The sequence below is a fragment of the Rhodanobacter sp. Root561 genome (assembly GCF_001427365.1).
GTDB lineage: Bacteria > Pseudomonadota > Gammaproteobacteria > Xanthomonadales > Rhodanobacteraceae > Rhodanobacter.
In genome coordinates this window covers 170,892-192,858 of sequence record NZ_LMGH01000001.1, presented here as the reverse complement: position 1 = coordinate 192,858, position 21,967 = coordinate 170,892, and the positions used below count along the sequence as shown (strand labels likewise).

The 21,967-nt window shown below is 68.0% G+C and carries 16 protein-coding genes; 4 read left to right on the top strand and 12 right to left on the bottom strand.

Going from position 1 to position 21,967, the window contains the following annotated elements; translation table 11 throughout:
* Positions 1 to 4: 4 nt before the first annotated feature.
* Both ASD55_RS00835 and ASD55_RS00830 read right to left on the bottom strand, forming a co-directional pair.
* A complete protein-coding gene (locus tag ASD55_RS00835) occupies positions 5 to 1,210 on the bottom strand; it encodes an acetyl-CoA C-acetyltransferase (RefSeq protein ID WP_056763032.1) in 1,206 nt (401 codons plus the stop codon).
* 49 nt (positions 1,211 to 1,259) lie between these two features.
* On the bottom strand, positions 1,260 to 2,414 hold the full coding sequence (locus ASD55_RS00830; protein WP_056763030.1) for an acyl-CoA dehydrogenase family protein: 1,155 nt from the start codon (positions 2,412 to 2,414) through the stop codon (positions 1,260 to 1,262).
* Between the two features lie 265 nt (positions 2,415 to 2,679).
* On the opposite strand from ASD55_RS00830, the gene ASD55_RS00825 reads away from it, so the two are divergent.
* Positions 2,680 to 3,321 carry a TetR/AcrR family transcriptional regulator gene (locus ASD55_RS00825; protein WP_056763028.1) on the top strand — a complete coding sequence of 214 codons (642 nt, stop codon included), beginning with the start codon at positions 2,680 to 2,682 and terminating at the stop codon, positions 3,319 to 3,321.
* Between the two features lie 726 nt (positions 3,322 to 4,047).
* Here ASD55_RS00825 and gnd read toward each other — a convergent pair.
* The 3 genes from gnd to ASD55_RS00810 all read right to left on the bottom strand — a co-directional run bounded on the left by gnd (position 4,048) and on the right by ASD55_RS00810 (position 7,881).
* Positions 4,048 to 4,953, bottom strand: a complete 906-nt coding sequence (gene gnd, locus ASD55_RS00820) for a phosphogluconate dehydrogenase (NAD(+)-dependent, decarboxylating) (protein ID WP_056763025.1) — start codon at positions 4,951 to 4,953, stop codon at positions 4,048 to 4,050.
* A gap of 73 nt (positions 4,954 to 5,026) precedes the next feature.
* On the bottom strand, positions 5,027 to 6,556 hold the full coding sequence (locus ASD55_RS00815; protein WP_056763024.1) for a mercuric reductase: 1,530 nt from the start codon (positions 6,554 to 6,556) through the stop codon (positions 5,027 to 5,029).
* Entirely contained in the window at positions 6,553 to 7,881 is a 1,329-nt protein-coding gene (locus ASD55_RS00810; protein WP_056763022.1) for a glucoamylase family protein, read from the bottom strand. The genes ASD55_RS00815 and ASD55_RS00810 overlap by 4 nt, the downstream gene beginning before the upstream one ends.
* A 271-nt stretch (positions 7,882 to 8,152) precedes the next feature.
* On the opposite strand from ASD55_RS00810, the gene ASD55_RS00805 reads away from it, so the two are divergent.
* A complete protein-coding gene (locus ASD55_RS00805; protein ID WP_056763020.1) occupies positions 8,153 to 12,031 on the top strand; it encodes a glycosyl hydrolase family 65 protein in 3,879 nt (1,292 codons plus the stop codon).
* A 39-nt stretch (positions 12,032 to 12,070) separates the two neighbouring features.
* Here ASD55_RS00805 and ntrC read toward each other — a convergent pair whose 3' ends face one another.
* Positions 12,071 to 13,450: a nitrogen regulation protein NR(I) gene (ntrC, locus tag ASD55_RS00800; protein ID WP_056763019.1), complete on the bottom strand. Its 1,380-nt coding sequence runs from the start codon at positions 13,448 to 13,450 to the stop codon at positions 12,071 to 12,073.
* Positions 13,451 to 13,747: 297 nt separating this feature from the next.
* On the bottom strand, positions 13,748 to 14,758 hold the full coding sequence (locus ASD55_RS00795; protein WP_056763017.1) for an ATP-binding protein: 1,011 nt from the start codon (positions 14,756 to 14,758) through the stop codon (positions 13,748 to 13,750).
* A gap of 118 nt (positions 14,759 to 14,876) precedes the next feature.
* Between ASD55_RS00795 and ASD55_RS00790 the strand changes: the two genes are divergently transcribed.
* Positions 14,877 to 16,160 (top strand): M20 family metallopeptidase, encoded by a 1,284-nt coding sequence (locus ASD55_RS00790; RefSeq protein WP_056763016.1) that lies wholly within the window; start codon positions 14,877 to 14,879, stop codon positions 16,158 to 16,160.
* A 17-nt stretch (positions 16,161 to 16,177) separates the two neighbouring features.
* Here ASD55_RS00790 and ygiD read toward each other — a convergent pair whose 3' ends face one another.
* Positions 16,178 to 16,945: a 4,5-DOPA dioxygenase extradiol gene (ygiD, locus tag ASD55_RS00785; protein ID WP_157598717.1), complete on the bottom strand. Its 768-nt coding sequence runs from the start codon at positions 16,943 to 16,945 to the stop codon at positions 16,178 to 16,180.
* Between the two features lie 145 nt (positions 16,946 to 17,090).
* Between ygiD and ASD55_RS00780 the strand changes: the two genes are divergently transcribed.
* A complete protein-coding gene (locus ASD55_RS00780) occupies positions 17,091 to 17,702 on the top strand; it encodes an NAD(P)-dependent oxidoreductase (protein WP_056763014.1) in 612 nt (203 codons plus the stop codon).
* A gap of 112 nt (positions 17,703 to 17,814) precedes the next feature.
* On the opposite strand, the gene glnA is transcribed toward ASD55_RS00780, so the two are convergent.
* From glnA to ASD55_RS00760, 4 genes are all read right to left on the bottom strand, one after another.
* Positions 17,815 to 19,224 (bottom strand): type I glutamate--ammonia ligase, encoded by a 1,410-nt coding sequence (gene glnA, locus ASD55_RS00775; RefSeq protein ID WP_056763012.1) that lies wholly within the window; start codon positions 19,222 to 19,224, stop codon positions 17,815 to 17,817.
* A 185-nt stretch (positions 19,225 to 19,409) separates the two neighbouring features.
* The gene (locus ASD55_RS00770) at positions 19,410 to 20,732 is read right to left on the bottom strand and encodes an ammonium transporter (protein WP_056763010.1); all 1,323 of its coding nucleotides are present in this window, start codon (positions 20,730 to 20,732) and stop codon (positions 19,410 to 19,412) included.
* Positions 20,733 to 20,754: 22 nt separating this feature from the next.
* Complete coding sequence (locus ASD55_RS00765) at positions 20,755 to 21,093, bottom strand: P-II family nitrogen regulator (RefSeq protein WP_056763009.1); 339 nt, start codon at positions 21,091 to 21,093, stop codon at positions 20,755 to 20,757.
* 22 nt (positions 21,094 to 21,115) lie between these two features.
* Entirely contained in the window at positions 21,116 to 21,862 is a 747-nt protein-coding gene (locus ASD55_RS00760) for a TorF family putative porin (RefSeq protein WP_157598715.1), read from the bottom strand.
* Positions 21,863 to 21,967: the final 105 nt, after the last annotated feature.

Here is a 21,967-nt window from a genome sequence, read left to right as displayed (position 1 = left end):
CTCCTCAGACGCGTTCGATGATGGTGGCGATGCCCATGCCGGCACCGATGCACAAGGTGGCCAGCGCGATGCTCTGGTCGCGACGTTCGAGTTCATCCAGCGCCGTGCCGAGAATCGCCGCGCCAGTGGCACCCAGCGGATGACCCAGCGCAATCGCGCCACCGTTGACGTTGACCCGATCCAGCGACACGCCCAGATCGCGCGCGGTTTTCATCGGCACGGTGGCGAACGCCTCGTTGATTTCCCACAGGTCGATGTCGGCCGGCGTCATGCCGAGTTTGCCCAGCGCCTTGCGACAGGCCGCGGTCGGGCCGGTCAGCATGATGGTGGGTTCGGAACCGATCACCGATGCCATGCGCACGCGGGCGCGCGGCTTCAGGCCGGCGCGGATGCCGGCTTCCTTGCTGCCCAGCAGCAGCAGCGCCGCGCCATCGACGATGCCTGACGAATTGCCGGCATGGTGGACGTGGTGGATCTTCTCGACCGTGGTGTATTTCGCCATCGCGGTGGCGTCGAAACCCATCTGGCCCATCTGTTCGAACGAGGGATTGAGCTTGGCCAACGATTCGACCGAACTACCCGGACGGATCGTCTCGTCTCGGTCCAGCAGCAGCATGCCGTTGAGATCCTTCACCGCGACAATGGATTTGCCGAAACGCCCTTCGCCCTGCGCGAGCGCGGCGCGACGATGCGATTCGGCAGCGAAAGCATCTAGTTCCTGACGGCTGAAACCCTCGAGCGTGGCGATCAGGTCGGCGCTGATACCCTGCGGCACGAAGCTCAGCGCGCTGTTGACGCGTGGGTCCATAAACCATGCGCCGCCGTCGCTGCCCATCGCCCAGCGGCTCATCGATTCAACGCCACCGGCGACCGCCATGTCTTCCATACCGGCAACGATCTTGGCGGCCGCCATGTTGGTTGCTTCCAGGCCCGAGCCGCAGTAACGCGACAACGTCACCCCCGCCACGCTCTGCGCCCAACCGGCGTCGAGCACGGCGGTGCGCGCGATATCCGCACCCTGCTCGCCGACCGGCGTGACGCAGCCCAGCACCACGTCGTCGACCAGCGCGGTGTCGAGCTGGTTGCGCCGCTGCAGTTCCTGCAACAGCGTGCGCAGCAGCCACACTGGCGTGGCCTGATGCAGGCTGCCGTCCTTCTTGCCTTTGCCACGCGGGGTGCGCACGGCGTCGTAGATATAGGCCTCGGTCATGGGAAATCCTTCGCTGGGAGTCGATGGCTGATACGGAAAGGCGCGCGCGTCAAAGGAAGCGCGAGGCCAGTTCCTTCATGATTTCGTTGGTGCCGCCGTAGATGCGCTGTACCCGCGAATCGGCCCACAGGCGGGCGATCGGGTATTCCTTCATGTAGCCGTAGCCGCCAAACAACTGCAGGCACTCGTCGACCAGCTTGCACTGGTTGTCGGTGACCCAGTACTTGGTCAGCGCGGCGCGATCAATGCCCAGCTCGCCCTTGAGATGGGCCACCATCGCCGCGTCGACCAATGCGCGCGACGCCAGCAACAGCGCCTGGCATTCGGCCAGCTTGAAGCGGGTGTTCTGGAACGCGAAGATCGGCTTGCCGAACGCCTTGCGCTCCTTGGTATAGGCCAGGGTGACCTGCATCGCCAATTCCATCGTGGCGATGCCTGCAATCGACACGATCAGCCGCTCCTGTGGCAGCTCCTGCATCATCTGGAAGAAGCCCAGGCCTTCCTCGCCGCCCAGCAGATTGTCCGCCGACACCGTCACGTCATCGAAGAACAGCTCGGAGGTGTCCTGCGACTCCATGCCGATTTTTTCGAGGTTGCGCCCGCGTCGAAATCCCTCCGCGTCGTCGGTTTCCACCACCAGCAGCGAAATGCCCTGCGCGCCCTGCTCCTTGTCGGTCTTGCAGGCCACCACGACGAGGTTGGCCAGCTGGCCATTGCTGATGAAGGTCTTGCTGCCGTTGAGGCGATAGTGGTCGCCTTCGCGAACCGCCAGCGTGCGCAAACCTTGCAGATCCGAACCGGTACCCGGCTCGGTCATGGCGATGGCGGCGATCAGCTCGCCGCTGGCCATCCGCGGCAACCAGCGCTGCTTCTGTTCTTCGGTTCCGCAATGCAGAATGTATTGCGCGACGATGCCCGAATGCACCGAACCACCAAAACCCGCGATTCCGGCCTCGCCTTGGGCGTACAGAAGCGCCGCCTCGTGGCCAAAATCGCCGCCCGCGCCACCGTATTGCTCCGGCACCGAGGCGCACAGAAAGCCATTTGCGCCCGCCTGCTCCCACGCTTCGCGATCCATCATGCCGGCTTCACGCCAGGCTTCATCCTTCGGCACCCACTGCTCCTTGAAAAAGCGGGTGGCGGATTCCTGCAGCATGCGGTGCTCGTCCGTCATCCAGGCGGCGGGGAAGTTCTGTATGGCCAAGGGGTGTCTCCTCGATACGGGCCGGGCAGGATCGGCGGGCGGCCCTTCTGAAAGTATTGGTAACGATCATTACCATTTCGGCAACGGTGGCAAGCTTGGCCGGTCGAAGAAGCCAACAATCACGTAATCATGGTGAATTGCTACGATCCCATAGTGTGTAGCTGCCCCACGAAAGGCAAGAGATCACACCGGATAAGGGCTATTTCCCGGTTATTTGGTAACATCCATTTCCATCACGGAAATCCCGCTATCCCAGGACGCGTGCATGACGACCACCCCAGCCAAGCCAGATCCAGCCTCCACCATCATCGACCGCCGCGACATCCTCAGCGGCATGCGCGCCGACACGCTCAACCGCATCGAGAAGGCGGTGCTGGAGCTGTTTTCCATCCGCGACTTCCACGAAGTCAGCCTGCAAGAAGTGGCCCGCTCGGCGAACGTGTCACTGCAGACCATCTACAAATACTTCGGCAGCAAGGAAGTACTGGTCTACGCCATGCTCGACGTCATGCTGGTGCGCCTGGCCGATCGCATGATCGACCACCTGCAAGGCATCGACGACTCGCGCGAACGCCTGCGCAAGACCTGCTGGGTGTTCCTGGATTACATGGACAAGCACCCGGCGGTGATGATGCTGCTGGTCACCGCCATCCCGGCCTCCCGCCACCGCAACATCCGCATCTACGAAAGCCCGGAGCTGATGGGCGCGTTCCTCGGCGTGCTGAAAGATGGCCAGGCGCGCGGCGTGCTCAACAACCACGTCTCCAGCAAGGTGCTGCTGGACGTGTTCATGGGCATCCTCGGCCGCGTCGGGCTGATGCACATCGTGCGCGCCGACAAGCAGCCGATCACCCATCAGTTCGACGAACTGTTCCATATCCTGTGGCGGGCGATGTCGGCGGATTGAGGTCGATACCGGGCATTATCGTGCCGGCCAACCCTTCCTTCGAGCTGACGTGCTCCTGAAGGTCATCATTGCATTCTTGACTTTGTGCGTATCGACTCCAAACGCAGCTCAATTCAAATGTACGTGACTAGCCTCCTCGAAAGCAGACGTTCGTCACCGTTCGCAACGGGTCGAAAGCCAACTTCCGAGGCCTGATCCTGCATCGCCTCATCTTCGAAGAATGACGAGGCATCTGTTCGTAGCTCCGGCTTTGCGCTGCGGCTTTTGCTCTGCTCCAGCTCTTCTGAAGAGTGCGGGCCCTGCAGCGGCGGGCGGGTGGAGGATCAGCCCGAAGGGTGACCGGCATGGATGCCGGTCAGTTTGGCGTCAGGGCAGGATGCCCTGTCGACAAACCCCGCAAACCGCACGCGGACCTCGCAGGCAGGCGACGGCATGGATGCCGGAGTTGAGGCAACGCAGGAGCGGTTGCCCGATGTCCGCAAGGCGCGGAAGCGGGGTGGCCTCTCTTTGGGCCACGTTTCTCTGGCCACACAGAGAAAGGTGGCTCGGCTGCCGCAGGCAGACGAAAGCTTTTCGCTCTTGATGTCAGCAAGGCGAGGTGGGCCAGGTGGACTAAAAGAAAGATCAAGAGCTAACCCCACCCCAACCCTTTCTGCGACCGAAGGAAGTCCCTTTAGGGGCGAGCAGGGGAGGGAGCAAGGCCGGCAGCGGAGGGAGCAAGGCCGGCTACTCTTTCTTGATCGCGTGCCCGCCAAATTCATTGCGCAGCGAGGCCAGCAGCTTGTCGGTGAACGAGTCGTCGTCGCGGGAGCGGAAGCGTTCCATCAGCGACAGGGTGATCACCGGGGCGGACACGTTGAGTTCCAGCGCCGCGTTCACCGTCCAGCGGCCCTCGCCGGAATCCACCACGTAGGGCGCGATGCCCTGCATGGTCGGGTTCTTGCTCAGCGCGTCGGTGGCCAGCTCCAGCAGCCATGAACGCACCACGCTGCCGTCGCGCCAGATGTTGCCGATCTGCGCCAGGTCCAGGCCGAATTCCTCCTTGTGCTTGAGGATCGAGAAGCCTTCGGCGTAGGCCTGCATCAGGCCGTATTCGATGCCGTTGTGGACCATCTTGGTGAAGTGGCCGGAACCGACCGGGCCGACGCGGCCCCAGCCCTTGTCCTTGCCCGGCGCCAGTGTCTCGAAGATCGGCTTCAGGCCATCGACGACCTGCTCGTCGCCGCCGACCATCATGCTGTAGCCCTCGGCCAGTCCCCACACGCCGCCGCTGGTGCCGCAGTCGACGTAGTTGACGCCCTTGTCCTTGCACTTGGCCGCGTGGCCCAGCGAATCCTTGTAGTTGGAATTGCCGCCGTCGATCATCGTGTCGCCCTTGTCCAGCAGGGCCAGCAAGGCGTCGACGGTGTCGTCGGTGATCTTGCCCGAGGGCACCATCAGCCACAGCACGCGGGGCGCGGGCAGCGCCTGCACCAGCGCCTTCAGCGACTCGGCCGCGCCGCCGCCGTGGCCTTCGAGGCCCTTGCGCGCTTCGGCGCTGGGGTCGAAGCCGGTCACCTGGTGGCCGCCCTGGATGAGTCGCTGGGCCATGTTGGCGCCCATCTTGCCGAGGCCGATCATGCCGAGTTGCATGGGAGAGTCCTTGCGTCAGTGGAGTAAGGGAAAGCAGTGTAGGCGCTGGCGGGGAAAGCCGGCGTGACCGACATCAGCGCGGCCGCGCCAGCCAGTGCTTGAGGCGCGCCACCACGCGCGCGCTCAGCCGCGTCTGGTTGTATGCCTTGGCCGCCAGCCGGATCGCCGAGGTGCGGGTGGGATAGGCGTGGATCACCTTCGCCAGCGTGCGCATGCCTACGCCGGCCACCATCGCCAGGGTGACCTGGCTGATCATGTCGCCGGCGTCGCGCGCCACGATGGTGGCGCCGAGGATGCGGTCGCTGCCATCGCGCACGTGGATCTTCACGAAGCCGCCCTGCTCGCTGTCGGTCATCGCCCGGTCGACCTGGTGCATCGGCACGGTGAAGGTCTTCACCGGGATGCCCCGCGCATTGGCCTCGCGCACGTACATGCCGACGTGGGCGATCTCCGGGTCGGTATACGTGCACCACGGCACCACCAGCTCGCTCATCTTTTCGCAGCCGCCGAGCACGGCGTTGCGGATCGCGACGCGCGCGGATTCCTCGGCGGTGTCGGTGTACTTTTCGTCGAGGCAGACGTCGCCCGCGGCGTGGATGCGCGGATTGGCGGTGCGCAGCTGGTCGTCGACCCGGATGCCGGCGACGTCGTCATACACGACGCCGGCCTTTTCCAGCGCCAGCCCCTGCACGTTGGGCAGGCGCCCCACGCCGGTCAGGATGGCGTCGACGCGGATCGTGCTGTGGTAATCGTCGCTGACCAGGTCGACCACCTTCTCGTCGCCGTCGCTGCGGACGGCGACCGCCAGGGTGTTCAGGCGCACTTCGATGCCGTCGCGGGCGAATGCGTCGGACAGCGTCTGCGCCGCGTCGCGTTCCTCGCGTTCGAGGAACAGCGGCAGCTTCTGCACGATGGTGACCCGCGAGCCCAGCCGCTGGAACGCCTGCGCCAGTTCGCAGCCGAGCGGGCCGCCGCCGATCACCAGCAGCCGCGGCGGCAGTTCGGCCAGCTCGAAGATCGTGGTGTTGGTGAGGAAGCCGGCCTGCTTCAGCCCCGGCACGTCGGGGATGTCCGGGCGCGCGCCGGTGGCGATCAGCGCCTTGTCGAACCGCAGCGGCTGGTCGTTGACGATGAGGCTGTCCGGCCCGCTGAACTGCGCGCTGCCGAAGAACACGTCCACCCCGCTGGCCGCCAGCAGGCGCACCGAGGTGGTGTTGGTGAGGTGGCTGCGGATGCGCCGCAGGCGCTCCATCACGGCGCTGAAGTCGACCCGGATATCGGCCGGCACCTCGGCGCCGTAGCGGGCGGCGTCGCGCATTTCCGCGTACACCGCGGCGGTGCGCAGCAAGGCCTTGGACGGCACGCAGCCGGTGTTGAAGCAGGTGCCGCCGATCTCGTGGCGCTCGACCAGCGCCACGCGGAGGCCCAGCGCCGCCGCCTCGCGGGCCGCGGCCAGGCCGGCGGGCCCGGCGCCGATGATCACCAGCTGGTACGGCGCGGCGGGCTCGGGGTTGTTCCACGACGCGGGGCGCACCGCGGCCAGGCGCTTGCGTTCCCACGCGTCCACCGGCGTGCTGACGCTGGCGTCGAATTTCGTACTCATGCCGCGGCCTCCGCTGTCGGCGCATCCAGCCAGCCGCCGCTGAACCCGGCCTTGCGCAAGCCGTCGACCAGCGGCTGGCAGCGGCGCAACGTACGCCAGATGCCGCCGCTGCAATGGTTCTCGATCATCATGAAGATGACGCCCTGGTCCAGCCCGTACTGGCCGGGCGACACCCACGGCCGTCCGTTGGCATCGACCAGGCTGGCGTTGAAGCTGGTGGCCAGGCGGTCGCCATCGAGGATCTCGGGGCAGCGCAGCAGCATGTTTCGCAGTGCGGACAGCGCCAGCTCCGGCGCAAACGCCACCGAGGCCAGCACCGCCGGCGGCGACAAGGTGCCGTCGTCCGGGCCGTAGGGCACGCCGCGCGCCGCATAGCCGAACAGGCGACGGCGTTCGTTGTTGACGTCGGGGCGTTCGTCGGTGGGGCCGTCGCAGGCGGACAGGCCCCAGCAGTTGCGGTCGTAACCGGCGAACTCGTGGGGGTTGAGTTCGCCGTAGCAGCGCTGCACGTTGATCGCACGCCGGGTGTTCTCGAAATAGTCGGACTGCTTTTCGCGCATGAAGCCGTCGCGGATGCCGCGCAGGTCGATCCAGGCGTGCGAGAACTGGTGCACGAACAGCGGGCCGGCATACAGGAAATCCTGGTCGTACAGGTTTTCCCACTGGTAGGTGGACTCCCACCCCGCGTAGCAATCCGGCGACACCGGATGGGTGGGCGAGCCCAGCGCCAGCGCGTACAGCACGATCGCCTCGCTGTAGCCTTCCCAGCCGTAGTGCAGGTAGCCGCACTCCGGTTTCCAGCCCTGGCGGATGGTGCCCGCGTCATCCTGCGCCCAGCGCCAGTCGACGCGGCGATACAGCGTGTCGGCCAGCGCGCGCAGTTCGGTTTCGGCGGCGTTGTCCGCCTGGAACCAGGTGGCCGCGGTCAGCATGCCGGCGATCAGCAGGGCGCTGTCGATCATCGACAGCTCCGACTGCCACACGCGCCGACCCTGGTGGATGTCGAGGAAGTGATAGTAGAAGCCCTTGTAGCCGGTGGCGGTGGGGCTGCCACTCTGGTCGCTGTCGTGGAAGAAGCGCAGCGCCAGCAGGCAGCGCTGCACCGCCTCCTCGCGATCCATCCAGCCGCGCTCGACCGCCAGCGGATACACCGACAGGGCAAAGCCGACCACGGCGATGCTCACCGGCGAGTTGTCGCGCGAGGTATCGGGCACCAGTCCGTTGCGGGGATTCATCAGCTCCACGAAATAGCCCAGCGCCGCACGCTGCAGGCGCTCCAGCAGGGCGTCGTCGGGAAGCGAGCACAGCGGCGGCATCGGTGGCATCCAGCGGGTCCCTGTAGTTCGTTGATGGCAGGACGGGCGCGCCACGCGCGCTGCATCGTCCGGCCATCGGGCAAGGCTTGGGACAACCGCACCCGGCATTCGTGCCCGGTGCCGCGGCGCGGCCATCCATCCGCCAGTCTGCGCAGGCGACTGCATGGATGGCGTGTAAGAGCGCTGCTTTCACGCGATGTTTCCCCGCCGTCGCCGTAGGCTGGGTGGAGATCGCGGCGCGCAAGGCTCGCGACGATCGCGTCAGGAGTCCACGCCCGTCATGTCTTCCGATTCCCCCGTTTCCTTCGCTGCCGATGCCGGCAGCACGGCGCTGCCGCTGCTCTCCAACGGCAAGCTGAGCAGCATGCTGGACAGCCACGGCGCCGGCTTCGTCCGCTGGCGCGGCCTGGCGGTGACGCGTTGGCGCGAGGATGCGGTGACCGATCCCTGGGGCAGCTTCCTGTTGCTGCGCGACGAGGAGGACGGCGCGGTGTGGGGCGCCACCACGCAGCCGCTGGGCGAGACGGCGACGAACCGCGCAGCCGGGTACGACGCCGGACGTCTCGTGTTCGGCCAGCGACACGGCGACATCGAGAGCTCGCTGGAAATTGCGGTGGCGCCCGATGCCGACATCGAATTGCGCCGGCTCACGGTGACTCATCACGGCGATCGAACGCGGCACCTGTCGCTGACCAGCTACGCCGAACTGGTGCTGGGCCCGATCGGCGACGACAACGCCCACCCCGCCTTTTCCAAGATGTTCGTGCAGACCGAATGGGACGACGAACGCGGGCTGCTGCTGGCGACACGCCGCCGGCGCAGCGACAGCCAGGCCCAGGTGTGGGCGTCGCAGGCGCTGCAGGTCGAGGGCGCGGCCCACATCACCACCACGCACGAAACTGATCGCGCCCGCTTCCTGGGCCGCTGCCGCACGTTGCGCAACGCGATGGCGATGCAGCCCGGGGCAAGACTTTCCGGCAACACCGGCTGCGTGCTCGATCCGGTGTTCGCTTTGCGCCACGGGTTCACCCTGGCCGCGGGCGGCAGCATCCGCCTGTTGCTGTGGACGCAACTGGCCGACACCCGCGACGGCGCCGCGGACCTGCGCGCACGCCTCGACGATGCCGACGCGGCCACGCAGTTGTTCGCCGCCGCGGCCCGGCACGCGCAGGAGGAACGCCAGCGCTTCGGTATCGACGCGACGCGTGCCCGGCAGTTTGCGCAGTGGCGACAGGCCTTGCTGGTCAGCGACGCCAGCCAGCGCGCCCATGTCGACCAGCGCGAGCGCGGCCAGGGCGGGCCGCCCACGCTGTGGGGCGCCAGCATCTCGGGCGATCGGCCGATCGCCCTGCTGTTCCTGCGCGCTCCCACGGATGTCCCGCAGCTGGACGAGTTGCTGCTGGCCCAGCGCTGGTGGCAAGCCCATCAGCTGGCGATGGACGTGGTGGTGCTCGATCAGCTGGGCGCCGACGCCGGCACGCAGCGCGACGAACTCAGCCAGCGCGTCGATCGGCAACGGCAGCACTTGAAGGAACAGGACGACGCGCCCAAGGCCGAACTGTTCTGCCTGCGCGATGACCAGATCGGCGACGCCTTGCGCGACGGCCTGCTGACCGTGGCGCGGCTGGTGCTGAACAACCCGGTCGCGGCGTCACCTTCGCCGCCGCCGGAAACCGCTTCCCGGCCTTCCCCGATCATCGCCAGCGCCGCGGCGATCGACTTCGACGACGCTGCCGCAACGCCCGAATTCGCCAACGGCCACGGCGGCTTCGTGGCGAATGGCCGCGCCTACCGGATCGAGCTGGATGCGGCACGCCCCACGCCGACGCCGTGGAGCAACGTGATCGCGAACCCGGCCTTCGGCTTCCTGGTCACCGCCGAAGGCGGCGGCTACGCGTGGTCGGGCAACAGCCAGCAGAACCCGCTGACGCCGTGGCCGAACGATCCGGTCAGCGACATGCCGCACGAAGCGATCTACCTGCGCGACGCGGACGACGGCGCGCTGTGGACGGCCACCGCGTTGCCGATCCGCGTCGATGGCGCCCGCTGCACCACGACCCACGGCAAGGGCTGGACGCGCTTCCGCAACGACGCGCACGGCATCGCGCTGGAGCTCGTCCAGTGCGTGCCGGTCGACGACACGATCAAGCTGTCGCGCCTGCGTCTGTGCAACCGCTCCGCCCGCACGCGGCGACTGGCGATCACCGGTTACGTCGAATGGGCACTGGGCCCCAACGGCAGCACGCTGGCGCCGTTCGTGGTGACCTCGCGCGACGACGACACCGGCGCGCTGTTCGCCCGCAATCGCTGGCGCGCGGATTTCGGCGAGCGCGTGGCGTTCTTCGACATGGGCGGAATGCAGCAGTCGATCAGTGGCGACCGCGCGCATTTCCTGGGTGCGCTGGGCAGCATCGCCAACCCGGCTGCGCTGCAGGACGAGGCGTCGCTGGACGGACACGTGGGCGCCGGCCTGGACCCCTGCGGCGCGCTGCAGACCTGCATCGAACTGCCGCCGGGCACGTCGCTGGAGCTGCACTTCCTGCTCGGCGAAGGTGGCGATGCCGCGGCGGCGCAGGCGCTGGTCGCGAAGTATCGCGGCATCGACATCGATGAGGTGCTGGACGAAGTCGCCGCGCGCTGGAACGGCGTGCTCGACACCGTGCAGGTAAGCACGCCGGAACGAAGCATGGATCTGCTGCTCAACGACTGGGCGTTGTACCAGGTCACCGCCTGTCGGCTGTGGGCGCGCACCGCCTACTACCAGGCCAGCGGGGCGTACGGCTTTCGCGACCAGTTGCAGGACGTGATGGCGCTGTGCGTGACGCGCCCCGACCTTGCCCGCGAACACCTGCTGCGCGCCGCCGGCCGCCAGTTTGCCGAAGGCGACGTGCAACACTGGTGGCTGCCGCCGAAGGGCCAGGGCATTCGCACCAAGATCCGCGACGACCGCGTCTGGCTGGGCTACGTCACGATGCACTACGTCGAGGTCAGCGGCGACCGCGCGGTGCTCGACGAGGTGCTGCCCTTCCTCAGCGGCCAGGCCATTCCCGACGACGCCACCGACGCGTTCTTCCAGCCCGGCGTATCGGACGAAACCGCTACCGTGTACGAGCACTGCGCGCGGGCGATCGACACCAGCCTTACCCGTGGCGCGCACGGCCTGCCGCTGATCGGCACCGGTGACTGGAACGACGGCATGAACGCGGTGGGTGCCCAGGGCCGCGGCGAGAGCAGCTGGCTGGGCTGGTTCCTGCTGGCCACGATCGCGCAGCTGGCGCCGGTCGCCGAACAACGCGGGGAGCACGAACGCGCGCGGCGCTGGCGCGACCACGCCGCGACGCTGCGCCAGGCGCTGGAGCAGGCGTGGGACGGCGCGTGGTATCGCCGCGGCTACTACGACGACGGCGCGCCGCTGGGTTCGGCGCAGGACGCGCAATGCCAGATCGACACCATCGCGCAGTCCTGGAGCGTGCTGGCCGGCGCCGACAACCATGCGCACGCGGCCCAGGCGATGGCCTCGGTCGACCGCCTGCTGGTCGATCATCCCCATCAACTCGCGCGGCTGTTCACGCCGCCCTTCGACCAGGACGGCAAGGAAGACCCCGGCTACATCAAGGGCTATCCGCCCGGCGTGCGCGAGAACGGCGGGCAGTACACGCACGGCGCGACGTGGTCGGTGTTCGCCTGGGCCGGGCTGGGCGACGGCGACCGCGCGGGCGACCAGTTCAGGCTGCTCAATCCGATCAACCACGGCAGCAGCGCCGAAGCCATCGCCCGCTACAAGGTCGAACCGTACGTGGTCTGCGCGGACGTCTATTCGGTGACGCCCCACATCGGCCGCGGCGGCTGGACCTGGTACACCGGTTCGGCGGCATGGCTGTATCGGGCAGGCCTGGAGGCGGTGCTGGGCTTCCACCTGCGCGGCGACCGGCTGCGCATCGCGCCGTGCATCCCGAAGGCCTGGGACGGCTTCCGCATCAGCTACCGTCATCGCGGCACGATCCATGAGATCGAAGTGCGCAACCCGGAGCATGTCTGTCGCGGCGTGCTGCAGGTTGAAATGGACGGCCAAACGCTGGACGCGGCCGAGCCCATTGCGCTGGCGACCGACGGCACGGTGCATCGGCTGTGCATCACCCTGGGACGGGTGGCCGCGTAGGAGCCGGCACCGGGCGAGCGGGCCCGTTCGGGATTCGGCTCAGCGCCGCCGCGTACGCGAAGCCCCCAGTTTGCGGGTCAGCGTATTGCGGCCCACGCCCAGCGCCTGCGCCGCGTTCTGCCGATGGCCTTCGTGCGCCTGCAGCGCGGCCTGCAGCAGGATCTGGTCGAGCGCCTCGCGGGCGCGGGCGTGGATGTCCGCCTCGCCGTCGGCCAGCGCCTGCGTGGCCCACTCGCGCAGCGCGTCGGTCCATTCGCCGCCGCGGCTGCCGCCTTCCGTCGTGCCCAGGTCGGCCGGCAGGATTTCGCTGCCCGGCGCGATCACCGCCAGCCGGCGGCACAGGTTTTCCAGCTCGCGCACGTTGCCCGGGTAGTCGCGCTGGGCGACCTGTTTCAGGGCCGCCTTCGAGAAGCGCTTCGGCGGCAGCTTCAACTCCTGCGCGGTGGCCGCCAGGAAGTGCTGGGCCAGCAGCGCGATGTCGCCGCGACGGGTGCGCAGCGACGGCAGCTCGATGCGCACCACGTCGAGCCGGTGCATCAGGTCGGCGCGGAACGCACCGGCGGCGACACGCGCCGCGAGATCCTGGTGGGTGGCCGCGACGATGCGCACGTTGCAGCGGATCAGCTCGCGCCCGCCGACGCGGTAGAACTCGCCGCCGGCCAGCACGCGCAGGAGCCGGGTTTGCAGGACCAGCGGCATGTCGCCGATCTCGTCGAGAAACAGCGTGCCGCCCTCGGCCTGCTCGAAGCGGCCGGCGACGCGGCGGGTGGCGCCGGTGAATGCGCCGGCCTCGTGGCCGAACAATTCGCTCTCCAGCAGCTCGCTGGGAATCGCCGCGGTGTTCAACGCCACGAAGGCCTGGTCGCGGCGCGCGCTTTCCTCGTGCAGCGCGCGGGCCACCAGTTCCTTGCCGGTGCCGGTCTCGCCGGTGACCAGCACGTTGAGGTCGCTGGCGGCGACGCGGCCGATCAGCCGGAACACCTCGCGCATCGGCGCGCTTTCGCCCAGCAGCGCATGACCGGGCGCAAGCGTGTGGGCGGCGGCCGCGGTGGGCGCCGCCACGCTGGCCAGCGCGCGCTGCACCGAGGCCACCGCGTGATCGAGGTCGAACGGCTTGGCCAGGTAGTCGACCGCACCGGCGCGATACGCCGCCGCCGTGGTGGCCACGTCGGTGTACGCGCTCATCACGATCACCGGACCGATGCCCTGCGCCTGCAGTTCGCCGAGCAGGCTCAGGCCATCCTCGCCCGGCATGCGCACGTCGGTGAGCAGCAGCGCGGGACGTGCCGTCTGCAGCGCCGCGCGTACCGCGGCCACCTCGCCGAACTCGCGCACCGCCAGGCCCGCGTCGCGCAAGGCCTCGGCCAGCACGAAGCGCACGCCGCGGTCGTCGTCGAGGATCCAGATGTCTTTTGTCATGGCTTTACTCCGCCGCGGCTTTGCTCCTCCCCCTGCGTGCAGGGGGAGGTTGGGAGGGGGTTGCTCGGGCGGGCGGGGAAGATCAAGAGCTGACCCCACCCCAACCCTCCCCTGCTACGCAGGGGAGGGAGCGGAACGCGTGCGTCAGCCGTGCAGCGAGTCCGCTGTGCTCCTCCCCCTGCCCGGCAGGGGGAGGTTGGGAGGGGGTTGCTCGGGCGGGCGGGAAAGATCAAGGGCTGACCCCACCCCAACCCTCCCCTGCTGCGCAGGGGAGGGAGCGGAGCGCGTGCGCGAGGATCAGTCATGGGTGCGCTCCAGCGGCAGGTACAGCGAGAACACGGTGTGGCCCGGGCGGCTGGCGCAGCGCAGTTCGCCGCCGTGTTCGTGGGCGATCTCGCGCGACAGCGCCAGGCCCAGGCCGGTGCCGTCGGCGCGGCCGGAGACCAGCGGCTGGAACAGGGTGTCGCGCAGCGCGGTCGGCACGCCGGCGCCGTCGTCGATCACGTCCACGCGCAAGGCCATGCGCAGCATCCGCTCGCCCACGCGCAGGCCGTGTTCGATCCGCGTGCGCAGGGTCAGCGTCTGCGCGCCGGCTTCCATCGCGTTGCGGGCCAGGTTCAACAGCAGCTGCTGCAGGCGATCGGCGTCGCCCAGCAGGTCGGGCACGCTGGGGTCGTAGTCGTGACACAGCCGGGGCGGCGCGGGTTCCGCCTGCAGCAGGTCGCACAGGCGTTCCAGCAAGCGATGGATGTTGACCGGGCCGAGCTGGGGCGCGCCGTCGTGATGCAGCAGTCGATTGGCCAGCACGCCGAGTCGGTCGGCCTCGTCGATGATCAGCCCGGCCAGCGCACGCAGGTCGTCGCTGTCGACCCGGCGCTGCAGCAGCTGCGCCGCACCGCGCAGGCCGGCCAGCGGATTCTTCACCTCGTGGGCGAAACCACGCAGGGTCGCCGACAGCGGCGAACTGCTCGCCGGGGGGTCGGCCAGCGCATGCACTTCCAGCAGCAGGCCGTCGTCGAACGGCTGCAGGGCGATGTCCGCCCGGATCTCGCGCCCGTTGGTCGCGGTCAGCGGCACGCCGCGGCACTGCGTCGGCCGCTGCTCGGCCAGCACCCTGGCTGCCTGCGCCAGGGCTTCCGGCGCCTCACCAAGCAGCACGTCGAGCGGCTGCCCCAGCGGACTGCGCAAGCCCAGCTCCAGCCATTCGGTCAGCGCCGGATTGACCCAGCGCAGGCGCAGCTCCGGATCGACCAGCACCAGCCCGGTCGCCATCTGCTCCGCCCACGTTCGCCACACCAGTTCGTTCATTGCACCATCATGGACAATGTTCCTCTTTGGTGCAATGCCATTGATCAGGGCGTGCCGCCCTCACCTGCGAAGGATCACCGTGGAGTAGCTTTCAACGATCGACCAAGGAACCCGGGCCATGAACGAGAAACCGACGACACCTGCCACCGAATCCCTGCCCGGCAACCTGCAGGATCTGCTGCCGCAACTGGAAGCGCTGTACACCGACATTCACGCGCATCCCGAACTCTCGATGCAGGAGACCCGCACCGCGGGTCTGGCCGCCGAGCAGTTGCGCAAGGCCGGTTATGAAGTGACCACCGGCGTCGGCAAGACCGGCGTGGTCGGCTTGCTGCGCAACGGCGACGGACCGGTAGTGATGCTGCGCGCGGACATGGATGCGCTGCCGGTCGAGGAAGCGACCGGTGCAGCGTACGCCAGCAGGCTCACGGCTACGGACCACGAAGGCAACACCGTGCCGGTGATGCACGCCTGCGGCCACGACATGCATGTCGCCTGGCTGGTCGGCGCCACCACCTTGATGGCACAGACGCGGGACACGTGGCGCGGCACCTTGATGGCGGTGTTCCAGCCCGCGGAAGAGACCGCCGAAGGCGCCCAGGCGATGATCGACGACGGCCTGTTCCAGCGCTTTCCCAAACCCGCCGTGGTGCTCGGCCAGCACGTGATGGTCGGCCCGGCCGGCGCGATCGGCGGGCGCAAGGGGGTGATCACCTCGGCCGCCGACAGCCTGCAGATCCGCCTGTTCGGCCGCGGCGCGCACGGCTCGATGCCGCAGGCCAGCATCGATCCGGTGGTGATGGCGGCGGCCACCGTGCTGCGCCTGCAGACCATCGTGGCGCGCGAGCTCTCGCCGACCGAGGCGGCGGTGCTCACCATCGGTTCGCTGCAGGCCGGCACCAAGGAAAACGTGATCCCCGACGAGGCGGTGATCAAGCTCAACGTGCGCACCTTCGACGAAGGCGTGCGCACGCGCGTGCTCGCCGCGATCACCCGCATCGTCAACGCCGAGGCGGCTGCGTCGGGCGCGCCGCGCCCACCGGAGATCACCCCGCTCGACAATTATTCGCTGGTGAGCAACGACGAGGCAGCGACCACCACGGTGGCCGAGGCTTTCCGCCGCCATTTTGGCGCCGAACGCGTCCACCAGACCGGCCCGACCTCGGCCAGCGAGGACTTCGGTTCGTTCGGCGCCGAATGGGGCGTGCCGTCGGTGTTCTGGTTCGTCGGCGGCACCGATCCGGAAATCTACGCGAAGGCGAAGGCGGAAAATCGCCTCAACGAGATCCCCACCAACCACAACCCCCGCTTCCTGCCGGTGCTGCATCCAACCCTGGAAACCGGCGTGCAGACGCTGATGGTGGCCGCGCGGGCGTGGCTGGCGAACGGCGCCGGCGACTGATCCCCTCGGCGGACGACTCAGCCGAACTGCACGCTCAGCATCGAGATCGAGCCGCCATCCATGCCTTCGACCGGAAAGCTCACCGCATCGCTTTCGTCGCTGGCGCCGAGCACGTACAGCAACGGCAGGTAATGGTCCGGCGTGGGGATCGACAGTTCGGCATCGCGGCCCAGCGCGGGGTAATCCACCAGCGCGTGATGGTCGCCCTGCAGCATCAGCTCGCGCGCCTTCGCCTCGAAGCGCAGCGCCCAGTCGAACGGCTCGGCCGGATGCCGGCCCCACGCATAGGCGTGCAGGTTGTGCACCACGTCGCCACTGCCGATCAGCAGGATGCCTTCGTCGCGCAGCGGCCGCAGCAATCGGCCCAGGCCGTAGTGGAACGCCGGCGGCTGCGACTCGTCGATGGACAGCTGCACCACCGGCACGTCGGCGTCGGGATAGACGTGGCGCAGCACCGACCAGGTGCCGTGGTCCAGCCCCCATGAGCGGTCCTCCTCCACGTCCAGCGGCTGCAGCAGTTCGCGCACGCGATGCACCAGGTCGAGGTCGCCCGGCGCCGGATATTGCACCTCGAACAGCTCGCGCGGGAAGCCGCCGAAATCGTGGATCGTGCGCGGCCTGGCCATCGCGGTGAGCAAGGTGGCCGGCAAGTACCAGTGCGCCGACACCGACAGCACCGCGCGCGGGCGCGGCAGGCGCTGGCCGATCGCGGCCCAGCCGCGGCTCCAGTCGTTCTCGTGCAGCGCGTTCATCGGATTGCCGTGGCCGAAGAAGATGGTCGGCATCCGGGGCGAACTATTCCGGTCTGGCATTGCGGCGTCCATCTGTGTCCGTCATCCACGCATTGCTTACATTGGCGGCGTTAGTCTCGCGTGATCATCGACGCGGCGCCATCGGCAAACCGCGCATGGCCGGCACAGGAAAACCATCATGAACATCGTCTTGCTTGGCGTCAGCGGACGCGTCGGCTCGCGCCTGCTGACCGAACTGCTGCGCCGTGGCCATCGCGTCACCGGCATCGCCCGCGACACCGGCAAGCTGGCCGGCCAGCCGGGTCTGGTGTTGAAGAACGCCGACGCCGGCCAGCCCGCGCAACTGGCGCCGCTGCTGGCCGGCCACGACGCGGTGATCAGTGCGCTGAAGTTCGCCAGCACCGACGCTGCCGCGTTGCTCGCCACGGTAAAACAGGCCGGGGTCATGCGGCTGCTGGTAGTCGGCGGCGCCGCCACGCTGGAGGTGGCGCCGGGCCACATGCTGCTCGACGCGCCCGGTTTTCCCGCGGCCTATCGGCCGGAGGCCGAAGGCGGCCGCCGCTTCCTCGATGCCTTGCGCGGCGAGCACGAACTGGACTGGGCCTTCCTGTCGCCGTCGGCCGAGTTCGCCCCCGGCGAGCGCACCGGCAGGTTCCGCCTCGGCACCGACCAGTTGCTCAGCGATGCGAACGGCAAAAGCTGGATCTCGATGGAGGACTATGCGATCGCCCTCGTCGATGAACTGGAAACCCCGAAGCACTCGCGGCGACGCTTCACGGTGGGCTACTGACCGCTGGACTCCGGCGTCACGAGGCTCGGTCGGCCAGTCGCGGGCAGCCGCATCGTTCCCAAAAAAAACGGGCGCCGCAGCGCCCGCTTTTTTCGACACTCGCCAGCCTCGCTCAGAGCGAGTAGTACATCTGGAATTCCAGCGGATGGGTGCTGGCGCGGTATTTGGTGACTTCCTTCATCTTCACCTCGATGTAGGCGTCGATGAAGTCGTCGGTGAACACGCCGCCGGCTTTCAGGAACTCGCGGTCCTTGTCCAGCGCTTCCAGCGCGGCGTCGAGGCTGGAGCAGACCTGCGGGATGTTCTTCTCCTCTTCCGGCGGCAGGTCGTAGAGGTCCTTGTCGGCCGGCGCGCCCGGGTCGATCTTGTTGATGATGCCGTCCAGGCCGGCCATCATCAGCGCGGTGAACACCAGGTAGCCGGAGTTCATCGGATCGGGGAAACGCACCTCGATGCGGCGGCCCTTGGGGCTGGCCACGTACGGGATGCGGCAGCTCGCGGAACGATTGCGCGCCGAGTAGGCCAGCATCACCGGCGCCTCGAAGCCCGGCACCAGGCGCTTGTAGCTGTTGGTGGTGGAGTTGGCGAACGCGTTGATCGCGCGGGCGTGCTTGAAGATGCCGCCGATGTACCACAGCGCCGTCTGCGACAGCCCGCCGTACAGGTCGCCCGCGAACAGGTTCTCGCCGTTCTTGGCCAGCGACTGGTGCACGTGCATGCCGCTGCCGTTGTCGCCGACAAGCGGCTTGGGCATGAAGGTGACGGTCTTGCCGTTCTGGTGCGCCACGTTCTTGATGACGTACTTCATCGTCATCAGCTCGTCGGCCTTCTTTACCAGCGTGTTGAACTTCACGCCGATCTCGCACTGGCCCGCGTTCGCCACTTCGTGGTGATGCACTTCGACCACCTGGCCGAGCGATTCGAGCACCTTGCACATGTCCGCGCGCAGGTCGCCCAGCGAGTCGACCGGGCTGACCGGGAAGTAGCCGCCCTTCACGCCCGGACGGTGGCCGGTGTTGTTGCCGTCGTACTTGTAGCGCGACGACCACGCCGCTTCTTCCGAACCGATCTCGTAGAACACGCGACCCGGGTCGTTCTGCCAGCGCACGGAGTCGAAGATGAAGAACTCGGGCTCGGGGCCGAAGAACGCGGTGTCGGCGATGCCGGTGGATTTCAGGAACGCCTCGCCGCGCTTGGCGATCGAGCGCGGGTCGCGGCCGTAGGCCTGCATGGTCGACGGCTCCAGCACGTCGCAATGCAGGATCAACTGCACGTGCGCGCTGAACGGATCGAGATGGGCGGTGTCAGGATCGGGCAGCAGCACCATGTCCGATTCGTTGATGCCCTTCCAGCCGGTGATCGAGGAGCCGTCGAACATCTTGCCGTCTTCGAAGGTCGACTCGTCGATCGCGTGGGCCGGGAAGGTGACGTGGTGGTGCACGCCGAGCATGTCGGCGAAACGGAAGTCGACGAACTCGACCTCGTGTTCCTGGATCAGGTCGAGCACTTTGTTGGCGGACATGGAACAACCTCGGCGATGGATGATGGACGGATTTGAGCAAGCACCGTGCCAATGGCCGGAATCCTTGCGGGACAAGGCCTGGCGGGCGTCCCTGGTATTCCGGGCACACCCGGATGCAGCGTATTGGTGCAACGGCTTTGGGCTGTTGCACCAATACTGACACTCATCCGGGCCGGCCGGCCAGCTCAGACATCGTAGGCGCTTTCGCCGTGGGTGGTGATGTCCAGCCCCTCGCGCTCGGCATCGCCGGGGACGCGCAGGCCAAACACGGCCTTGACCGCGAACCAGGCCAGTATCGAGACCAGCCCGCTCCACGCCACGGTGATGCCCACGCCCAGCGCCTGCACGCCGAGCTGGTGGGCGATCGAAAAGCCTGCTGCACCGGTGCCGCCCAGCGCCGGTGCGGTGAACACGCCGGTCAGCAGCGCGCCCACGATGCCGCCGATGCCGTGTACGCCGAACACATCCAGCGCGTCATCCGCCCGCAACAGGCGCTTCAGGCCGGTGACGCCCCACACGCAGCAGACACTGGCCAGCGCCCCGATCACGATCGCACCCATCGGACCCACCGTGCCGCAGGCCGGGGTGATGCCGACCAGGCCGGCCACCGCGCCGGAGGCGCCGCCGACCATCGAGGCGTGGCCGCGCATGATCGCCTCCACCGCCAGCCACGCCAGCACCGCCGCCGCCGCGGCCAGCAAGGTGTTGATGAAGGCCAGCGCCGCGCCCGCGTTCGCTTCCAGGTTGGAACCGGCGTTGAAGCCGAACCAGCCCACCCACAGCAGCGCCGCGCCGATCATGGTGAAGGTCACGTTGTGCGGCTTCATCGGCTCGCGGCCAAAACCCAGTCGCGGACCGACCAGGTAGGCGCCGACCAGACCGGCCACGCCCGCGTTGATGTGCACCACCGTGCCGCCGGCAAAATCCAGCGCGCCCTTCGCAAACAGGTAGCCGTCCGGTCCGTACCAGACCATGTGCGCGATCGGCAGGTAGGCGAAGGTGAACCAGATCGCCGCGAACAGCAGTACCGCGCGAAAACGCATGCGCTCGGCGAACGAACCCACGATCAGCGCACCGGTGATGCCCGCGAAGGTGGCCTGGAACGCCACGAACACGTATTCCGGCAACGCCACGCCCGCGCTGAAGGTGGCGGCCAGCGTGTCCTTCGTGACGCCGTGCAGGAACAGCTTGTCGAAGTTGCCGATCAGCGCGCCGCCGCCGCTGAACGCGAGGCTGTAGCCGTAGGCCACCCACAACAGCAGCAGCAGCGAGAACACTGTCATCACCTGCATCAGCACCGACAGCACGTTCTTCGAACGCACCAGGCCGCCGTAGAACAGCGCCAGCCCCGGCACGGTCATCAGCAGGACCAGCAAGGTGGAGGTGAGCATCCACGCCACGTCGCCCTTGTCGACCACCGGCACGGCGGCCTCGGCATGCAGCATCGGGGCGAGCAGGGCCAGCACCAGGCCCGCGGCGAGGGCGCGGGGGAACTTGATTTCTTTCATGGAAAACCTCACGCGGTGCGGGTCAGAGGGCATCGGCGTCGAGCTCGCCGGTGCGGATGCGGATCACCTGGTCGACGCCGGTGACGAAGACCTTGCCGTCGCCGACGTTGCCGGTGCGCGCGGCCTGCTGGATCTCCTCCAGCACGGCGTCGAGCAGTTCGTCGGGCACCACCACCTCGACCTTGAGCTTGGGCAGGAAATCGACGACGTACTCGGCGCCCCGATACAGCTCGGTGTGACCCTTCTGGCGGCCGAAGCCGCGGACCTCGGTCACCGTGATGCCCGACACGCCAGCGCGCGCCAGCGCATCGCGGACCTCGTCGAGCTTGTACGGGCGGATGATGCTGGTGATCAGTTTCATGGACAGCTCCGGGTGGCGGGATTCAGAACGACCGGGCCAGGCTCAGCACCGTGGTGGCGCGGCCCAGGTAGTGGCCGCGTGCGTTGGTGTAGACGGAGCGGCGTGCATTGGTGTCGTAGTAGCCCAACGCCAGCGACCAGTGGCCGGCGAAGTTGCGCGTCACGCCCAGCTTCCAGTCGCTGTACGAGGCGCCGGGCACGTTCTGCACCTGCTGGTGGCCGGCATGCGCGTTGAGCTGCCAGCCCGGCGCGAACTCCTGGTTCCACGACAGGTCCACGTAGCCGCTGTGCTCGCTGTCGGCATAGCCGAACAGGTTGGTGAGTGCGTGGGAGTACTTCAGCGACAGGCTTTTCCAGGCGAGCGCGGCGTACAGCTCGCTGGTGTTCGGCAGGGTGTAGCCCGCCGGGTAGCTGCCCGGGTACTGGTAGCGGTACGCACCGAGGTCGACGCTCCAGTCACCGCCGAGGTTGCCGCGCCAGCCGCCGTAGAGATCCAGCTCCACGCTGCTGGACACCGGCGCGGCCGTGGTCGAGCCATCGGACAGCCAGCTCACATTGCTGCCCCAGCCACCGACGTACCAGCCACTGGCGTGATCGAACTCCGCGCCCGCCTGCAGCGCAGGCTTGCGGTCGGTCTGCGAGATACCGCGGAACAGGTAGTCGCTGACCACGCCGGCATTGCCGACCCACTGGCTGGCCGGCGCCTCGCCGGCCGCTGCCGGCGCCATGGCCGACGCCATGCACGACGAGGCGAAGAACCGCACTGCCATTCCGTATCGCCTCATGAACTCGTCCCCTTGCGCTGGTGGCTTGCGGCGAATGGACGTCCAGACGTCCATCCATCTTCATCGGGTCGCGCCGCGCATGACCCTCAA

Excerpts from the sequence above, each read along its gene's own strand:
- ASD55_RS00835 (WP_056763032.1), bottom strand. The coding sequence starts at position 1,210 with ATGACCGAGGCCTATATCTACGACGCCGTGCGCACCCCGCGTGGCAAA.
- ASD55_RS00825 (WP_056763028.1), top strand. The coding sequence starts at position 2,680 with ATGACGACCACCCCAGCCAAGCCAGATCCAGCCTCCACCATCATCGAC.
- gnd (WP_056763025.1), bottom strand. The coding sequence starts at position 4,953 with ATGCAACTCGGCATGATCGGCCTCGGCAAGATGGGCGCCAACATGGCC.
- ASD55_RS00815 (WP_056763024.1), bottom strand. The coding sequence starts at position 6,556 with ATGAGTACGAAATTCGACGCCAGCGTCAGCACGCCGGTGGACGCGTGG.
- ASD55_RS00810 (WP_056763022.1), bottom strand. The coding sequence starts at position 7,881 with ATGCCACCGATGCCGCCGCTGTGCTCGCTTCCCGACGACGCCCTGCTG.
- ASD55_RS00805 (WP_056763020.1), top strand. The coding sequence starts at position 8,153 with ATGTCTTCCGATTCCCCCGTTTCCTTCGCTGCCGATGCCGGCAGCACG.
- ntrC (WP_056763019.1), bottom strand. The coding sequence starts at position 13,450 with ATGACAAAAGACATCTGGATCCTCGACGACGACCGCGGCGTGCGCTTC.
- ASD55_RS00795 (WP_056763017.1), bottom strand. The coding sequence starts at position 14,758 with ATGAACGAACTGGTGTGGCGAACGTGGGCGGAGCAGATGGCGACCGGG.
- ASD55_RS00790 (WP_056763016.1), top strand. The coding sequence starts at position 14,877 with ATGAACGAGAAACCGACGACACCTGCCACCGAATCCCTGCCCGGCAAC.
- ygiD (WP_157598717.1), bottom strand. The coding sequence starts at position 16,945 with ATGCCGACCATCTTCTTCGGCCACGGCAATCCGATGAACGCGCTGCAC.
- ASD55_RS00780 (WP_056763014.1), top strand. The coding sequence starts at position 17,091 with ATGAACATCGTCTTGCTTGGCGTCAGCGGACGCGTCGGCTCGCGCCTG.
- glnA (WP_056763012.1), bottom strand. The coding sequence starts at position 19,224 with ATGTCCGCCAACAAAGTGCTCGACCTGATCCAGGAACACGAGGTCGAG.
- ASD55_RS00770 (WP_056763010.1), bottom strand. The coding sequence starts at position 20,732 with ATGAAAGAAATCAAGTTCCCCCGCGCCCTCGCCGCGGGCCTGGTGCTG.
- ASD55_RS00765 (WP_056763009.1), bottom strand. The coding sequence starts at position 21,093 with ATGAAACTGATCACCAGCATCATCCGCCCGTACAAGCTCGACGAGGTC.
- ASD55_RS00760 (WP_157598715.1), bottom strand. The coding sequence starts at position 21,862 with ATGGCAGTGCGGTTCTTCGCCTCGTCGTGCATGGCGTCGGCCATGGCG.